Source organism: Psychromarinibacter sp. S121, assembly GCF_049801035.1.
Classification (GTDB): domain Bacteria; phylum Pseudomonadota; class Alphaproteobacteria; order Rhodobacterales; family Rhodobacteraceae; genus Psychromarinibacter.
Genome location: NZ_JBNAGE010000002.1, coordinates 785,300 through 800,439, shown reverse-complemented (window position 1 = coordinate 800,439; position 15,140 = coordinate 785,300). Strand labels below are relative to the sequence as shown.

Below are 15,140 nucleotides of genomic sequence, written 5' to 3'. Positions count from 1 at the left end.
TCAGAACAGCGACAACTGCTCGGGCGGCGGCGCGAACCGGGCGCGCAGATCGTCGCTGTCGGTCAGGGCGCCGGGGCGCCAGTCGCGCAGCACGATGAAGGGCCGCGCGTGTTTCAGGTTCGCGCCCATGCGCTGCAGGTCTTCGTAGCGCAGGGTGCGATGCCGCCGCGTCGCTAGCACGCGCTTCACCGTCTTGGCGCCGAAGCCCGGCACGCGCAGCAGCAACTCTCGCTCGGCCTTTTGCACGTCGACGGGAAAGCGGTCGCGGTGCGCCAGCGCCCATGCGAGTTTCGGATCGACCTCGAGATCGAGGTTCCCGTCGGGCCGTGATCCGGTGATCTCGTCGACGCCGAAGCCATAGAAGCGCAGCAGCCAGTCGGCCTGATACAGTCGATGTTCCCGCACCAGCGGCGGCTTGATCAGCGGTAGCTTGGCAGAGCTTTCGGGGATCGGGGAAAAGGCCGAGTAATACACCCGTTTCAGACCGTGATCGCCGTACAACTGCGTCGACTGTCCAAGAATGGTCCGGTCGGTCGACTCGTCCGCGCCGACTATCATCTGGGTCGACTGGCCGGCGGGCGCGAAACGGGGTGGGCGCTTGCCGGTGTGGGTCCGGTCCTTGGACGCTGTGCGCTTGGCCTTCACCTCGGCCATCGCCGCCCGGATCGTGCCCGCATCCTTCTCGGGCGCGTAGGCTTCCAGCGAGCGCACCGTCGGCAGTTCGATGTTCACCGACAGACGGTCGGCGTACAGCCCGGCCTGTTCGATCAGTTCCGGCGCGGCGTCGGGGATGGTCTTGAGATGGATGTAACCCCGGAACCCCTCGCGCTCGCGCAGCAACCGGGCGATCCGGACCATGTCTTCCATCGTCTTGTCGGGCGAGCGGATGATGCCCGAGGACAGGAACAGCCCCTCGATGTAGTTGCGGCGGTAGAATTCGATCGTCAGGTGAACCACTTCTTCAGGCGTGAAGCGGGCGCGCGGGGTGTTGGACGACACGCGGTTCACGCAATAGGCGCAGTCGTAGATGCAGAAGTTCGTCATCAGGATCTTCAGCAGACTGATACAGCGCCCGTCCGGCGCATAGGCGTGGCAGATCCCCGAGCCCTCGGTCGAGCCCAGACCACCCTTGCGACTGTCGCGCCGGGTCGTGCCGGACGACGCGCAAGAGGCATCGTACCGCGCCGCGTCGGAAAGAATCGCCAGTTTCTGTTGCAGGGTCAAAGGCATGCGTTCATGATATGTTCACATTCCGCGCCCCGCAACGGGCTGGCCGATCACATTTTCGACGGGGTGCGGAAGCTGCGCCGACAGACCGTCAAGCCAGACATAAGCCGACGCTCGCTGTTGTTGTCCGCTGGTTGCCTGTTCGTGGCTGGATGCCGGCACAGGCGCGGCGCTAGAGATCGTAGCGCTTCAGAACCTTGTCGACGCGTTGGCCATTGCCCATGCGATAGTCCTCGATCCGGCCGTAGTCCTCGAACCCGCGACTTTGGTAATAGGTCAGCCCGCTGGCGTTGTCGGCACGGATTTCCGCGTTGATCCAAGCATAGCCAGCCGCGCGACAGGCAGTCGCGGTGGCGCGGAACAAGGCGGACCCTACGCCCAGTCCGGTGCGCCCGACCTTCGCGAAGGTGGCGATCTGCGCGACCTTCTCCCCCAGCTTCGGATGGGGATCGACCCACTGAAAGCCCAGTATCGTGCCGTCGTCGTCTTCAGCCACGTGCCAGATCGAGCGCGGGTCGCCGCGCATCCACTCTGTCAGGTCGCTGACGGTGACAGGCTCGGTGATCGCCGTGGTGCCGCCGATCGCGATGATCTCGTTCAGGATCTCCGCCATGCCTGCGGCATCCAGCGCTCCGGCGCGGCGCACGTGCAGGGTCATCCCATCGCCCCCATCAGTTCCGCGTGGCGATCCGTGAACGCCTTCCGCACGATCTTGGGTTCGCGCAGGTGCAGGGTCAGGCCCTCTGCCTGCTCGGCTGCCGCCTTCCCGAAAAAGCGCGTCGCTTCCGCTTCGCTGAAACCGGCAAGCTGCACCGCCTCCAGCCAGGCCGAAACCTTGTCGGCCTGCTTGATCTGCTTCTTGACCTTTGCAGGTATCTGCGCGGGCAGGCCGAACCGGATGTGGATCGCCGCCGTCAAACGGTCGTCCAGCGCACCGTAGCTTGGTCCGACAGCCGCCTTCACGGGCGAGATCATGTCGCCGATCACGTATTCCGGCGCATCGTGCAACAGCGCGGCCAGCCGCCATTTCACAGGGGCGTCGGGGTGCTGACGGCTGAAGATCTCTTCCACCAGCAAGGAATGCTCGGCGACAGAATAGGCGTGATCCCCGCGCGTCTGGCCGTTCCAACGCGCCACGAAGGCAAGACCGTGGGCGATATCCTCGATCTCGATATCCATCGGCGTCGGGTCCAGCAGGTCTAGCCGACGGCCGGAAAGCATCCTTTGCCAAGCGCGGGTCTGGGGGGGCATCCGTCGTCCTTCGTGCTGCTCGGTTCGCGGCTTTGTCCTGCCACAGCCGCGCCCGCCATTGGAAGCCGCATTCGGCCTGGCGGTCACATCCGGGGAACGAAACCGCCGCGACGGGCGTTCAACCTGCAACCGCACCCGGAGACACATGCCATGAAGACGCCCGTGACCCTAGCCGTGTCCACCCTTGGCCTGACCGCTCTTTTTGCACCCGCAGCACTCGCCCAGCAGGATGATATCGTCTGCGCCAAACGCGATGCCATCGTCGAACGTCTGGGCGCCGATTTCGGCGAACAGCCCACCGGCGGCGGCGTCATGTCGCGAGAGCAGTTGCTGGAGATCTGGTCGGCTCCGGACACCGGCACGTGGACCGCCCTTATGACCTTCGCCGACGGCACCAGCTGCATCGTGGGCAGCGGAGAAAACTGGCACCAGGGCCTGCCCGATGCCGTTCCGGCCGGCACCCGTATGTAAAACGGCTCCCTACTGTCCTTTAGGTCTGGTTGCCCGGGTTACGGTACGATGCTAGAGGCGTCGTGACCGGAACCACCAGGAGCCGCCCGAGATGGCAACAGATTACATCGTCAAGGACATTTCCCTCGCCGAGTTTGGCCGCAAGGAACTCGATATCGCCGAAACCGAAATGCCGGGCCTGATGGCCCTGCGCGAAGAGTATGGCGAGAGCAAACCCTTGAAAGGCGCGCGGATTGCGGGCTCGCTCCACATGACGATCCAGACCGCGGTGCTGATCGAGACGCTCGTCGCCCTTGGCGCGGACGTCCGCTGGGCCTCGTGCAACATCTTCTCGACTCAGGACCATGCAGCCGCAGCAATCGCCGCCGCCGGCGTGCCGGTGTTCGCCGTCAAGGGCGAAACACTGGTCGAATACTGGGACTATTGTGACAAGATCTTCGACTTTGAAGATGGCGCCAACATGATCCTCGACGATGGCGGCGACGCCACCCTGTACATCCTGATCGGCGCGCGCGTCGAAGCGGGTGAAGAGGACCTGATCGCCGTCCCGACCAGCGAAGAGGAAGAAGCCCTGTTCGCCCAGATCAAGAAGCGCATGGCCGCGAACCCGGGCTGGTTCACCAAGCAGCGCAGCCTGATCAAGGGTGTCTCGGAAGAGACCACCACCGGCGTTCACCGCCTGTACGAGCTGATGAAGCAGGGCCAGCTGCCGTTCCCGGCGATCAACGTCAACGACAGCGTCACCAAGTCGAAGTTCGACAACAAGTACGGCTGTAAAGAGTCGCTGGTCGACGGCATCCGCCGCGCCACCGACACCATGATGGCCGGCAAGGTCGCCGTCGTCTGCGGTTACGGTGACGTGGGCAAAGGCTCTGCCGCCTCGCTGTCCGGCGCCGGCGCCCGCGTGAAGGTCACCGAAAGCGACCCGATCTGCGCGCTGCAGGCCGCGATGGACGGTTACGAAGTCGTGACGCTGGAAGACGTGATCGACAGCGCCGACATCTTCATCACCACGACCGGCAACAAGGACGTGATCCGCATCGAGCACATGCGCGCGATGAAGAACATGGCCATCGTCGGCAACATCGGCCACTTCGACAACGAGATCCAGGTGGCTCAGCTGAAGAACCACAAGTGGACCAACATCAAGGACCAGGTGGACATGATCGAGATGCCCTCGGGCAACAAGATCATCCTGCTGTCCGAGGGCCGTCTGCTGAACCTCGGCAACGCCACCGGCCACCCGTCCTTCGTGATGTCGGCCTCGTTCACCAACCAGACCCTCGCCCAGATCGAGCTTTGGACCCGTGGCGACGAGTACAAGAACGAAGTCTACGTTCTGCCGAAGCACCTCGACGAGAAGGTTGCGGCCCTGCACCTCGAGAAGGTCGGCGCCAAGCTGACCAAGCTGACGACCGAGCAGGCTGCGTATATCGGTGTGAACGCCGACGGTCCGTTCAAGCCGGAACACTACCGCTACTGATCCGCGAATATGCCGATTTCCGCCGACTTCACGGTCGGCGGGAACCGGCCCCTTCGAAAACGCCCCGCTGGCAATGGTTCGCCATTCCACGGGGCGTTTCTCGTTTGGGGGAACGGAAACACCGCCTTGTGCCTTGGGTCGTCATACAGTGACCAATGGAGGCACAGATGAAACTGAAGAACCTGACGATGGGCGCGGCCCTGGCAGCTCTGGTTGCCGGCGGTGCCTTTGCTCAAGACACCAGCACCGAAACCGACATGGCCACGGAACCGCCGGCGATGACCGACGGTGGCGATATGGCGAACGGAACCGACATGATGGACGGCACGGCGGCCGAGCAGGCCCCGGTCTTCGCCAGCATCGAGGAAATGACCGTCGGTGATGTCGTCGGCATGGTGGCCTACGACCCCGAAGGCACCAAGATCGCCGAGATCGACTATGTCGTGAACCCTGCTGACGGCGCTGCGGCCGTGCTTGGTATCGGTGGTTTCCTGGGTCTGGGTGAATACACCGTAGCCCTGCCGCTGGAGGACTTCCAGCTGAGCGAAGACGGCACCTTCTTCACCCTCGCGACCGACAAGGAGACCCTGAAGTCGCAGCCCGAGTTCGATGAGGCCAATGTCGAGGGCCTGCCCGACGACATGCCGATCGCCGACCTGATGGCGGAAAGCGCCCCGGCCCCGGTGACCGACGAAGCGGCGCCGGTTGACGAGACCTCGGAAGCCGACCCGGCCGCGACCGACATGCCGGCGGCCGAAGAAGAAACCGCCGAGACCGAGGAAATGCCGGTCGAGGAGTCGGAAGAAGTCGTCGAGAACAGCGCCGACGAAGCGACCGACGAAGAAATGACGACCATGAGCAACTGACGCGATCCCGCGTTGTTGTAAGGCAGAGGCGCGCCGCATCCGGCGCGCCTCTTGCATGTCCGGGACCTATCCCCGAAGGTCCGGGCAACCGCGAACAGGGAGGCTCGGATGCGCATTATCGTCTACGGAGTAGGAGCGATCGGCGGGGTCGTAGCCGCGGCCTTGGCCCTCGCCGGGCGCGAGGTCGTCGGCATCGCGCGGGGCGGCATGCTGGACGCGATCCGCAAGGACGGCCTGAGCCTTCGCAGCAGCCGCGGCACCGAGCAGGCGCAGTTCGACTGCGTGGCCAGCCCGGCAGAGATCGACTTCCGCCCGGACGACATCATCATGCTGACGATGAAGGGGCAGGACACCGGCGCAGCCTTGCATGCCCTGCGCAACGCGGGCGTCCGCGAGCAGGCGATCTTCTGTTGCCAGAACGGCGTCGCGAACGAACGGCAGGCGCTGCGGCTGTTCCCGAACGTCCATGGGGTCACAGTGATGATGCCCGCCACCTACCTTGACCCCGGCCGCGTCGCGATCTTCGTCGAGCCGAAGTTCGGCATGTTCGATATCGGGCGCTTCCCCGGCGGCATGGATGACGCCGACCGTGCCTTTGCCGAAGCGTTGGAAGCCGCCAACGTCGCCGCCTTCCCGATGGAAGACGTGATGGCGTCTAAATACGGCAAGCTGATCATGAACCTTGGCAACATCGTTCAGGCTGCCGTGGGTGTCGATGTGGACGGCAGCTCGATCTCGAAACGCGCCCGCGCCGAGGGCGAGGCCGCGCTGAAAGGCGCCGGCATCCCGTTTCTGGACGTCGGAGCAGACGACCCGCGCCGCGACAAGTTCATGCGGTCGGTCAAGCTGGAGGGCGAGACCTACGTCGGCGGCTCGACAACGCAAAGCCTGACCCGCGGCTCTGGCAGCGTAGAAACCGATTACCTGAACGGCGAGATTTCCCTGATCGGGCGGCTCCACGGCATTCCCACGCCCGTGAACGATCGTCTGACCACCTTGTCGGCAGAGCTTCTTGGCGGCGGCAAAGGGGCCGGGTCGATGACGCTGGAAGAACTGACCGCCTACGTCGACGCCTGATCCGCCGCACGTTTATCCTTTCCGCACGCAACATTCGCGTCTAACGTTAACTTGCATTAACGGGCTGGAAACAATTCGGCCGAACCAAGAACCCGCGAGAGAGGGACCTATGGGAAAACGTGACGAACTGATTGAAAAATACGCCGAAGATCTGAAGGAAAAGTGCGGCATGACGCCGGACATGGACCTTCTTACAAAGGTCACCATCGGCTGCGGTCCCTCGATTTACGATGCCGACGCGTCGACCGTCGCTTCCAGTCAGGAAGGCGAACTTGAGACCGTGAAGAACAATTTCCTGATCAAGAAGCTCGGCCTGTCGGATGGTCCGGAACTGATGTCCGGGATCGACAAGGTCATCGAGACCTACGGCAAGTCGGAACGCAACAAGTACCGCGCCGTCGTCTACTACCTTCTCGTCAAGCATTTCGGCAAGGAATCCGTCTACGCCTGACGCCTGTTTCGCGGCCGGCGCGCACGCCGCCGGCCGCCGCTTCGCCAGCGTTCTGGCGGTGATCTCTGTAGAATTCGAAATAGCTTCCGCTTGCTTCGTGCAGGTCGTGGGCGCATGGTCATTGCGACACCGATCAGAAGGATCGGGACCTTATCCGATACACGCGGGGTGCCCCATCGGGGGTGTGAGGATCGCGTGGGAAGCTGGAGGGTCTCGACCTTTGCCGGGGCCCTCCACATCACAAAATCTCCGGACGCTGAACGCCTATTGCCGGTCCGTCAGTAGAAGATGCCCAGCACGATCCCCATCAGGGTCATGCCCGCCGCCGGATAGACACCGTCCATCCAGATCAGCGACTTCGACTTGTTGCTGAACAGGACATTGGTCGCGATCCATGGCGCGGCGATGAACAGACCAAGCCCAAGCCCGGTGATCGCCGCCTTGCCGACCGTGTCGATCCCCGACATCGCCAGCACGTGCCGGGTCATGCCCGCGACCACGATGCAGCACAGGAAACTGCCGATATAGGGCACGGGGTTTGAGCGGTCGATCGTCTCTTCCGTCAGACCCTGCGCCTCCATCCACCGCGTCCCGATCACGCCGTACCAGACGGCCCCGAAGATCCACGCGGCGGCGGCGGCGAGGATGACACTGATGATACCCATTCAACTCTCCCTGGTTCCCGTTTCCGGCAAGTATGCCGCAGGGCGCGCTGTCGGGCTACTGCAAGCTTCAGGGGTCGATGCCGGCCAGGCCACAGACGGCTTTCCACTCCGCTTCCGTGACCGGCTGGACCGACAGGCGCGAGTTGTTGACCAACACCATATCGCCAAGGCGCGGGTCGTCCTTGATGTCGGCCAGCGTGACCGGCGTCTTCACCGGCTTCACCGCCTTGATGTCCACGCAGTCCCAGCGGTCGTCATCGGTGGTGCTGTCGGGATGGCTTTCGGCGCAGACCTCGACGATGCCGACGACGGCTTTTTCCTTCTGCGAATGATAGAAAAAGCCACGGTCGCCCAGCTTCATCTCGCGCATGAAATTGCGGGCCTGATAGTTGCGGACGCCGTCCCATTCCTCGCCCGTGTCGCCCTTGGCCACCTGGTCGTCCCACGACCATGTCGAGGGTTCGGATTTGAAAAGCCAATAGGCCATGGCGCGTCTCCCGCAGTCAGCGATACGGGGAATACCTAGGAAGATCCTGCCCGCCCGGCAAGCCGCCTATTCCGGCCGAAGCGGGCGGGCCAATAGCGCGTCTGCAGCCTGTTCGACCGTCCACGATCCATCCAGCACCGCCGCGATGGCGGTCGTGATCGGCATTTCCAGCCCCTCGCGCGCCGCAAGCGCCGAAACGGCGCGGGCCGTCGCGATGCCCTCGGTCGTGGCAAGCGTCTCGGCCTTGCCCGCCTTTCCAAGGCGAAGACCATAGGCGTAGTTGCGGGACTTTTCGGAGGTGCAGGTCAGCACCAGATCGCCCAGCCCCGAAAGCCCAGCCAGCGTGTCGCGCTGCGCGCCGCGCGCCATCGCCAGCCGAAGGATCTCGGCATAGCCCCGGGTCATCAAAGCCGCGCGGGCGCTTTCGCCAAGGCCCGCACCGATCGCCATACCGCATGCGATGGCGATCACGTTCTTCAGCGCGCCACCCAATTCCACGCCCGCCATGTCGGTGCTGCGGTACAGCCGCAGAACCGGGGTCGACAGCCTTTCCTGCATCGCTTTCGCCGCTGACTCATCCGTCGAGGCAAGCGTCAGAGCGGTGGGCAGGCCATGCGCGATGTCGATGGCGAAGCTTGGGCCGGACAGCAGCGCCGGCACCGCACCGGGCGCTGCGGCGGCAATCACACCGGACGGGCCAAGACCCGAGGACAAATCGACACCCTTGCAGCAGGCCACCAGTTGTTTGCCCGGCCAGAGGTTTGGCGCGGCCTTGAGGAACTGGGAAAGCGACTGCATCGGCACCGACAGCAGCAGGATCTCTGCCTCGGCGGCGCGAGCCAGATCGGCGACGGGTTCGACCGTGTCCGGCAAGGCGACGCCGGGCAGGCGCTCGGCGTTCTCGCGCGCCTCGGACATCGTGCGCACCTGTTCAGGGTCGCGTGCCCACAGGCGCACCGGGTCGCCTTCGCGCGCCAGCGCCACCGCCAAGGCGGTCCCGAACGCGCCTGCTCCGAGTACGGCGAGGCTCATGCCTTGGCTCCCCGTTTGCCGCTGCCCAGCATGGGGGCGCTCGACTGATCGAGCGGCCAGCGCGGGCGTGCGGACAGTGTCATGTCGTCAACCTTGCCCGCCCGGAACAGTTCCAGCCCGGCCCATGCAATCATCGCGGCGTTGTCGGTACACAAAGCCAGCGGCGGCGCGGTGAAGCCTGCGCCCGCGTCTTCCGCCACCTGTTCCAGCGCCGCCCGGATCGCGCTGTTGGCCGCGACGCCGCCCGCAACCGCCAGCATCGGCACCTCGGGCGCATCGTCGAGGTACAGTGTCAGCGCGCGGCGGGTCTTTTCGGCCAGCACGTCCGTGACCGCGGCCTGAAACCCGGCGCAGAGGTCGGCGCGGTCCTGCACCGTCAACCCGCCCTTCTCGGCGACCAAAGCGTCGCGGGTCCGCAACAGCGCCGTCTTCAGGCCGGAAAAGCTCATATCGCAGCCCGGACGGTCCAACAGCGGACGCGGGAAGGCAAAGCGGCGGGGATCGCCGGATTTCGCTTCTGCCTCGACAGAGGGACCACCGGGCTGCGGCAGACCAAGAAGCTTTGCGGTCTTATCGAACGCCTCGCCCGGCGCATCGTCGATGGTCCCGCCCAGACGGCTGTAATCTTCGGGCCCGCGCACCAGCAGGAACTGGCAATGCCCGCCCGAGACCAGAAGCATCAGGTAGGGAAAGGTCAGCCCGTCCGTCAGCCGGGGCGTCAGGGCATGACCGGCAAGGTGGTTCACGCCCACCAGCGGCAGACCGGTTCCGGCGGACAGCCCTTTGGCGCACATCACGCCAGCCAGAACGCCGCCGATCAGGCCCGGCCCTGCGGTGACGGCGATGACGTCCACACCGTCCAGCGTCAGCCCCGCCGCGTCCAGCGCCTGCTCGACGCACAGGTCCAGCTTCTCGGCATGGGCCCGCGCCGCGATTTCGGGGACCACGCCGCCGAACGCTGCGTGCAGGTCGCCCTGCCCCGCCACCACGTTCGACAGGATCTCGGCCGCTGCGCCGTCGACGTGGCGGATCACCGCCGCGCCGGTGTCGTCGCAGCTGCTTTCCAGTCCCAGTACTGTCAGCGTCTTGGTCATCCGCCAGCCATGTTGCGTGAATACCGGACGGCAGGTAACACCTGCCCATGCGTCCTACAATCCCGGCGGCCTGACCGTGACCACGCTGCTTCTGACCCGACCGCTTCCCCAGTCCGAACGGTTCGCCGCGATGGTCGGCGAAACGCTTCCCGATTTGCCGGTCGTGATCTCGCCCGTTTTGCGGATCGTGCCTGCCGACACGCCTGAATTGCGGGACGGCGAGGACGTTATCCTGACCTCTGCCAGCGCACTTGGCGTCATTGATCCGAGACTGTTGGCGGGCCGGACCGCCTATTGCGTCGGCGACCGGACAGCAGAGGCGGCCAAAGCCGCCGGAATGCACGCCGTTTCCGCCGATGGCGATGCGGATGCCTTGGTGCGCTTGCTTCAGTCCAATCCGGTGGCCGAACCGCTTGTCCACATGCGCGGACGCCACAGCCGGGGCGACGTCGCCGGCAGTCTGGCGCGGGCCGGGCTCGATGTGCGCGAGATTGTCGTCTACGACCAGCAACCCGCATCGCTGACGCCGGAGGCCCGCGATTTGCTGACCAAGACCGCCCCGGTGATCCTGCCCCTGTTCTCGGCGCGCAGCGCGGCACTATTGTCGGAAGCCGCTTGTGACTCGCGTGCCGCTTTGGCGGTCATTGCGATCAGCAAGGTCGCGGCAAAAGCGTGGAACGGTCCCATCCCCGCGCGGCTTGTCGTCGCGGCGCGGCCCAAGGCAGAGGCAATCTTGGACGAGATCGGGAAAATCTGCGCAGAATGGTCGGGTTGAGACCTATAGGGCGGCGCACTAGTTTGACTTTGCGATAGGCGCCCGGCAATCCGGTCGCACAACGAAGGGGGCTGCACCAGGTGGCTAAGACACCAAAGAAAGGCGACACGAGCGCCGATTCCAAGCCGGACGCCGCAATCGAGCCGGAGACCGCGCCGAAGAAGGCGCCGGATCCGAAGCCCAGCCCCAAGGATGCGCCTGCCGCCAAAATCGGCCCCGAGAGCGAGTCGCGGGTAGAAGCCGCGAAGCCTGCGGCTACGACCAAGCCAGCGGCCGCCGCCGCAGCGAAGCCCGAGACGAAAGCCGACGCCGCGCCCAAGGCGACGCCTGACGCCGCGCCCAAGGTGACGCCTGACGCCGCGACCAAGGCGAAGCCCGAAGCGGCGCCCAAGTCGGAACCCGAAGCGGCCAAGATCGAGGATGCGGCGGACACACCGCCCGCCTCCGAGATGCCGCCGATAGCGGCGACGCCTAGCGAGTCCCCCACCCAGCCCGCGCCGGCTCCGGCACAGGCGTCCGGCGTCGGTGGGATGCTCATCGGCGGCGTGCTTGCGGCGCTGATCGGCGCTGCGGTCGTCGTGTTCGCGCAGGCGATTGGCCTGCTGTCGTTCGGCGGTGCAGACGATGAAACGATTGCGCGCATCGACCAGCTTGAGACGGAACTCGCCGATACACGCTCGGCCCTGACCGCCGCACAGGACGAGGTCGCCGCACTGTCCGAAGCGGAACCTGACCTGTCCGCCGTGACCGGAGAGATCGAAAGCGTCCGCGCCGATCTGACCGCGCTGTCCGGCACGCTGGACGACACCAACCAGCGCCTGTCCGACGTTGCCGTGCAGCAGATCCCCGAGGCGGAACTGCCCGCCGCGATTTCAGACGCCTATGACGAAAAGCTGGCCGATCTTCTGGCGACCATCGACGGCCGCTTTACCGAGATGCAGGGCGCGCTTGACGAACGGCTGGCCGAACTGGACGCCACCCGCTCTGCCGCGTCCGAGGCCGAAGCCGCCGCCATGGCCGCCGCGCAGATGGCAGAGGCCCGCGCCGCGTTCTCGGTCGTCACCACCGCGCTTGAGACCGGCAATGCCTATGCCGAACCGCTGGATCAGGTCGCCGAACTGTCGGGCGCAGAGGTTCCCGAGCCGCTGTCGGCAAACGCTGCCGAGGGCATTCCGTCTCTGGACGCTTTGCAGGACAGCTTCCCGGAAGCCGCCCGTGCCGCGCTGACGGTGTCGTCGCGGGCCGCTGCCGAAGATGGCGAACTCAGCACATTCGAGGCCTTCCTGCGCACGCAGGTCGGCGCGCGCTCGCTTGAGCCCCGCGAGGGAAATGACCCCGACGCCGTGCTGTCGCGGGCCGAGGCCGCTGTCGCCGCCGCCGATCTGGATACCGCACTTACCGAATTGCAGGCTCTGCCGCAGGTCGGACAGGATGCCATGGCCGATTGGGTGGCGCAGGCTACCTTGCGCCGTGACGTGCTGGCGGCCGCCGAACAGCTTTCAGAACAACTGACAACGAATTGAGGACGACGGAATGCTTTGGTCTCTTGTGAAGGTCGTCCTGTTCGTCGCGCTGATTGCCGCCGCGACGCTGGGTGCCGGATACCTGATGGAAACCGACGGCGGCATCCGGGTCTCCGTCGCCAACACCGAATTCAACCTTGGCCCGCTTCAGGCCGTGATCGCGATGATCCTACTAGTCGTGGTGGTCTGGTTGTTCATCAAGCTGGTGGGCCTGCTGGTCGCCTGCCTGCGGTTCCTGAACGGCGACGAGACCGCGATCTCGCGCTATTTCGCCCGCAACCGCGAGCGGAAAGGGTTCCAGGCACTGGCCGACGGCATGATGGCGCTGGCCTCGGGCGAGGGCCGCGTTGCGATGGCCAAGGCGCAGAAGGCCGAGAAATACCTGCACCGTCCCGAACTGACCAACCTGCTGACCGCGCAAGCGGCCGAGATGGCGGGCGACCGTCGCAAGGCGGAAGAAACCTACAAGCGGCTGCTGTCCGACGACCGCACCCGGTTCGTAGGTGTGCGCGGGATCATGAAGCAAAAGCTGGCGGAAGGTGAAACCGACACCGCGCTGAAGCTGGCCGAGAAAGCCTTTGCCCTGAAGCCCAAGCACGAAGAGGTGCAGGACATACTGCTGCGCCTGCAGGCCGAGAAAGGCGATTGGGCCGGCGCGCGCCATACGCTTGGCGCCAAGCTGAAGCACGGCAGCCTGCCGCGCGACGTGTTCCGTCGCCGCGACGCGGTGCTAGCGCTGTCCGAGGCGAAGGACGTGCTGGACGAGGATAAAAGCGTCGAGTCGCGCGAAGCTGCGATCGAGGCGAACCGCCTGTCGCCCGACCTGATCCCTGCCGCCGTGCTGGCGGCGCAGGGCTACATCGACCAGAACAAGCCGCGCTACGCCGCACGGGTGCTGAAGAAGGCATGGGAGGTGCAGCCGCACCCCGACCTCGCCGCCGCTTTCGCCGAGATCGCGCCGGACGAAACCCCGCAGGAACGCATCAAGCGGTTCCAGACGCTGACCCGGCTGAAGCCCGACCATCCCGAGACCCGGATGCTTCTGGCGGAACTGAACCTTGCCGCCGAGGATTTCCCTGCCGCGCGCCGCGCGCTTGGCGATCTTGCCCAGTCCGAGCCGACCGCCCGGTCGCTGGCGATCATGGCCGCTGTGGAACGCGGCGAGGGCGCCGACGAGTCGGTCGTGCGCGCCTATCTCGCGCGGGCCTTGACGGCGTCTCGCGGGCCTCAGTGGGTCTGCGACAATTGCCAGTCGATCCACGCCCACTGGGCCCCGGTGTGCAGCAACTGCTCGGCCTTCGACACGCTGGCATGGCGTGTCCCGGCGGAAGGCGAGGTGGCGATGCCCGGCTCGACCGGGATGCTGCCGCTGATTGTCGGCAAGCCCTCGCAGCCCGCCGATGTGCCCGCGACGGTACCCGACGCACAGGTGGCGGACCCCGTCGCGCCGCCTGCGGATCCGGCGCCCGAGCCCGCACCCGAGGCCCCCGCCGCGGACACGGCAGAGCCTGCGCCGACCGAAGTCGCGGACGCCGAAATCGTCGAGGACGACGCCGACAAAAAACCTTGATTTTGGGGCTACACTTGCGCGGCGGGCGGTGCTAAACGGCCCGCCAGTGGCCGCTGTAGCTCAGCTGGTAGAGCACGTCATTCGTAATGATGGGGTCGGGGGTTCGAGTCCCTTCAGCGGCACCACGACTTTCCAAGACAGTCAAAGTCGGACCGGACAGGCGGCGCCTTTTGGCGCCGCGCCTTGCTCAGCGTCCGGTGCGATTCACCATGACGACCGCTGTCTTCAGCAGGATCGCGATGTCCTGCCGCAAGGACAGCGATCCAAGGTAGCTGGCGTCAAAGTCCGCACGGGCGGCGAAGCTGCTGGCGTTGCGGTCCGACACCTGCCAGTTGCCGGTGATGCCGGGACGAAGCCGGGCATAGGCCCTGCCGGGATACAGGCTTTTCTGGCTGGGCATCATCGGGCGCGGTCCGACAATCGACATCTCGCCCCGCAGCACGTTCCACAGTTGCGGCAGCTCGTCCATCGACGAGCGGCGCATGAAATGCCCAAACCGCGTGATGCGGGGGTCGTGGTCCAGCTTCTGCTTGGTGTCCCACTCGACACGGGCATCCGGATGCGCCTCCAGATAGGCGTCCAGCTTCGCGTCGGCATCGGGCACCATCGTCCGGATCTTCCACATGCGGAACTCGCGACCAAGCCGCCCGACGCGGGACTGGCTGTAAAACGGGTTGCGCCCGTCCGTCACTGCGAGGACGGCAAGGCCTGCGATCAGAACGATGGCGAACGGAGCCAGCGCCAGCACAAGCGCAATATCGAGGACGCGCTTGCCGGCCCGGCGATACAATCGGCCTTTGAACCGTTCCCAAGCAAAAAGTCCGTCTCGGACAGTATTTCTGTCATCACGCGAGGCTACCGCGTGAAACGCCTTGTGATCTTGAACAGTCAAAACTCGCACCCATCAATCTAAACAGAAGTCACAGACACAGCATTCAACCGAAGCGAAATGTGAACCCCAAATTAACCACTGGACACGCCTCGATTTCGCCACGGAGATACCACAATGTCGGCGCGGTGTATGCACTTTTACCGAAAGTTTTCATAAGTTTTCCGCAACCATTTCTTAACCTGACGCACCTAGCGCCCTGCGAATCTGGGGTGCCAAATCGCAACACTTGGCGCGGGAATCGGCAGTTTTCCGCTGGCGCAAGCTGTAATCCGCCGA

Annotated in this window: 16 protein-coding genes and 1 tRNA gene; 9 read left to right on the top strand and 8 right to left on the bottom strand. The window is 65.2% G+C overall.

Annotation, left to right across the window (positions count from 1 at the left end; genetic code table 11):
* The 3 genes from ACP156_RS12290 to ACP156_RS12280 all read right to left on the bottom strand — a co-directional run bounded on the left by ACP156_RS12290 (position 1) and on the right by ACP156_RS12280 (position 2,478).
* Positions 1-1,230, bottom strand: a complete 1,230-nt coding sequence (locus ACP156_RS12290; RefSeq protein ID WP_425051620.1) for a putative DNA modification/repair radical SAM protein — start codon at positions 1,228-1,230, stop codon at positions 1-3.
* A gap of 169 nt (positions 1,231-1,399) precedes the next feature.
* A complete protein-coding gene (locus tag ACP156_RS12285; protein ID WP_425051619.1) occupies positions 1,400-1,885 on the bottom strand; it encodes an N-acetyltransferase family protein in 486 nt (161 codons plus the stop codon).
* On the bottom strand, positions 1,882-2,478 hold the full coding sequence (locus ACP156_RS12280; RefSeq protein WP_425051618.1) for an HD domain-containing protein: 597 nt from the start codon (positions 2,476-2,478) through the stop codon (positions 1,882-1,884). Before ACP156_RS12280 ends, ACP156_RS12285 begins: the two co-directional genes overlap by 4 nt.
* Before the next feature lie 150 nt (positions 2,479-2,628).
* Between ACP156_RS12280 and ACP156_RS12275 the strand changes: the two genes are divergently transcribed.
* The 5 genes from ACP156_RS12275 (at position 2,629) to ACP156_RS12255 (ending at position 6,826) form a co-directional block, all read left to right on the top strand.
* Positions 2,629-2,949 (top strand): hypothetical protein, encoded by a 321-nt coding sequence (locus tag ACP156_RS12275; RefSeq protein ID WP_425051617.1) that lies wholly within the window; start codon positions 2,629-2,631, stop codon positions 2,947-2,949.
* A 91-nt stretch (positions 2,950-3,040) separates the two neighbouring features.
* A complete protein-coding gene (ahcY, locus tag ACP156_RS12270; protein WP_425051616.1) occupies positions 3,041-4,432 on the top strand; it encodes an adenosylhomocysteinase in 1,392 nt (463 codons plus the stop codon).
* A gap of 167 nt (positions 4,433-4,599) precedes the next feature.
* Positions 4,600-5,298, top strand: a complete 699-nt coding sequence (locus ACP156_RS12265; protein WP_425051615.1) for a hypothetical protein — start codon at positions 4,600-4,602, stop codon at positions 5,296-5,298.
* A 108-nt stretch (positions 5,299-5,406) separates the two neighbouring features.
* On the top strand, positions 5,407-6,375 hold the full coding sequence (locus tag ACP156_RS12260; RefSeq protein ID WP_425051614.1) for a ketopantoate reductase family protein: 969 nt from the start codon (positions 5,407-5,409) through the stop codon (positions 6,373-6,375).
* 109 nt (positions 6,376-6,484) lie between these two features.
* Positions 6,485-6,826: a DUF2853 family protein gene (locus ACP156_RS12255; protein ID WP_425051613.1), complete on the top strand. Its 342-nt coding sequence runs from the start codon at positions 6,485-6,487 to the stop codon at positions 6,824-6,826.
* Positions 6,827-7,104: 278 nt separating this feature from the next.
* On the opposite strand, the gene ACP156_RS12250 is transcribed toward ACP156_RS12255, so the two are convergent.
* The 4 genes from ACP156_RS12250 to tsaD form a co-directional block, all read right to left on the bottom strand.
* Entirely contained in the window at positions 7,105-7,491 is a 387-nt protein-coding gene (locus ACP156_RS12250; RefSeq protein WP_425051612.1) for a DUF1761 domain-containing protein, read from the bottom strand.
* A gap of 67 nt (positions 7,492-7,558) precedes the next feature.
* Positions 7,559-7,978: an EVE domain-containing protein gene (locus ACP156_RS12245; RefSeq protein ID WP_425051611.1), complete on the bottom strand. Its 420-nt coding sequence runs from the start codon at positions 7,976-7,978 to the stop codon at positions 7,559-7,561.
* Between the two features lie 66 nt (positions 7,979-8,044).
* Complete coding sequence (locus tag ACP156_RS12240) at positions 8,045-9,010, bottom strand: NAD(P)H-dependent glycerol-3-phosphate dehydrogenase (RefSeq protein ID WP_425051610.1); 966 nt, start codon at positions 9,008-9,010, stop codon at positions 8,045-8,047.
* Complete coding sequence (gene tsaD, locus ACP156_RS12235; protein WP_425051609.1) at positions 9,007-10,104, bottom strand: tRNA (adenosine(37)-N6)-threonylcarbamoyltransferase complex transferase subunit TsaD; 1,098 nt, start codon at positions 10,102-10,104, stop codon at positions 9,007-9,009. Before tsaD ends, ACP156_RS12240 begins: the two co-directional genes overlap by 4 nt.
* A 16-nt stretch (positions 10,105-10,120) precedes the next feature.
* Here tsaD and ACP156_RS12230 point away from each other — a divergent pair, with 16 nt between their 5' ends.
* The 4 genes from ACP156_RS12230 (at position 10,121) to ACP156_RS12215 (ending at position 14,097) form a co-directional block, all read left to right on the top strand.
* A complete protein-coding gene (locus tag ACP156_RS12230; protein ID WP_425051608.1) occupies positions 10,121-10,879 on the top strand; it encodes a uroporphyrinogen-III synthase in 759 nt (252 codons plus the stop codon).
* Between the two features lie 80 nt (positions 10,880-10,959).
* Positions 10,960-12,402, top strand: a complete 1,443-nt coding sequence (locus ACP156_RS12225; RefSeq protein WP_425051607.1) for a hypothetical protein — start codon at positions 10,960-10,962, stop codon at positions 12,400-12,402.
* Positions 12,403-12,412: 10 nt separating this feature from the next.
* Entirely contained in the window at positions 12,413-13,972 is a 1,560-nt protein-coding gene (locus ACP156_RS12220) for a heme biosynthesis protein HemY (RefSeq protein ID WP_425051606.1), read from the top strand.
* A 49-nt stretch (positions 13,973-14,021) separates the two neighbouring features.
* A tRNA-Thr gene (locus ACP156_RS12215) sits at positions 14,022-14,097 on the top strand.
* A 62-nt stretch (positions 14,098-14,159) separates the two neighbouring features.
* Here the strand turns inward: ACP156_RS12215 and ACP156_RS12210 are convergent.
* The gene (locus ACP156_RS12210; RefSeq protein ID WP_425051605.1) at positions 14,160-14,762 is read right to left on the bottom strand and encodes a sugar transferase; all 603 of its coding nucleotides are present in this window, start codon (positions 14,760-14,762) and stop codon (positions 14,160-14,162) included.
* Positions 14,763-15,140 lie beyond the last annotated feature (378 nt).

Excerpts from the sequence above, each read along its gene's own strand:
- ACP156_RS12290 (WP_425051620.1), bottom strand. The coding sequence starts at position 1,230 with ATGCCTTTGACCCTGCAACAGAAACTGGCGATTCTTTCCGACGCGGCG.
- ACP156_RS12285 (WP_425051619.1), bottom strand. The coding sequence starts at position 1,885 with ATGACCCTGCACGTGCGCCGCGCCGGAGCGCTGGATGCCGCAGGCATG.
- ACP156_RS12280 (WP_425051618.1), bottom strand. The coding sequence starts at position 2,478 with ATGCCCCCCCAGACCCGCGCTTGGCAAAGGATGCTTTCCGGCCGTCGG.
- ACP156_RS12275 (WP_425051617.1), top strand. The coding sequence starts at position 2,629 with ATGAAGACGCCCGTGACCCTAGCCGTGTCCACCCTTGGCCTGACCGCT.
- ahcY (WP_425051616.1), top strand. The coding sequence starts at position 3,041 with ATGGCAACAGATTACATCGTCAAGGACATTTCCCTCGCCGAGTTTGGC.
- ACP156_RS12265 (WP_425051615.1), top strand. The coding sequence starts at position 4,600 with ATGAAACTGAAGAACCTGACGATGGGCGCGGCCCTGGCAGCTCTGGTT.
- ACP156_RS12260 (WP_425051614.1), top strand. The coding sequence starts at position 5,407 with ATGCGCATTATCGTCTACGGAGTAGGAGCGATCGGCGGGGTCGTAGCC.
- ACP156_RS12255 (WP_425051613.1), top strand. The coding sequence starts at position 6,485 with ATGGGAAAACGTGACGAACTGATTGAAAAATACGCCGAAGATCTGAAG.
- ACP156_RS12250 (WP_425051612.1), bottom strand. The coding sequence starts at position 7,491 with ATGGGTATCATCAGTGTCATCCTCGCCGCCGCCGCCGCGTGGATCTTC.
- ACP156_RS12245 (WP_425051611.1), bottom strand. The coding sequence starts at position 7,978 with ATGGCCTATTGGCTTTTCAAATCCGAACCCTCGACATGGTCGTGGGAC.
- ACP156_RS12240 (WP_425051610.1), bottom strand. The coding sequence starts at position 9,010 with ATGAGCCTCGCCGTACTCGGAGCAGGCGCGTTCGGGACCGCCTTGGCG.
- tsaD (WP_425051609.1), bottom strand. The coding sequence starts at position 10,104 with ATGACCAAGACGCTGACAGTACTGGGACTGGAAAGCAGCTGCGACGAC.
- ACP156_RS12220 (WP_425051606.1), top strand. The coding sequence starts at position 12,413 with ATGCTTTGGTCTCTTGTGAAGGTCGTCCTGTTCGTCGCGCTGATTGCC.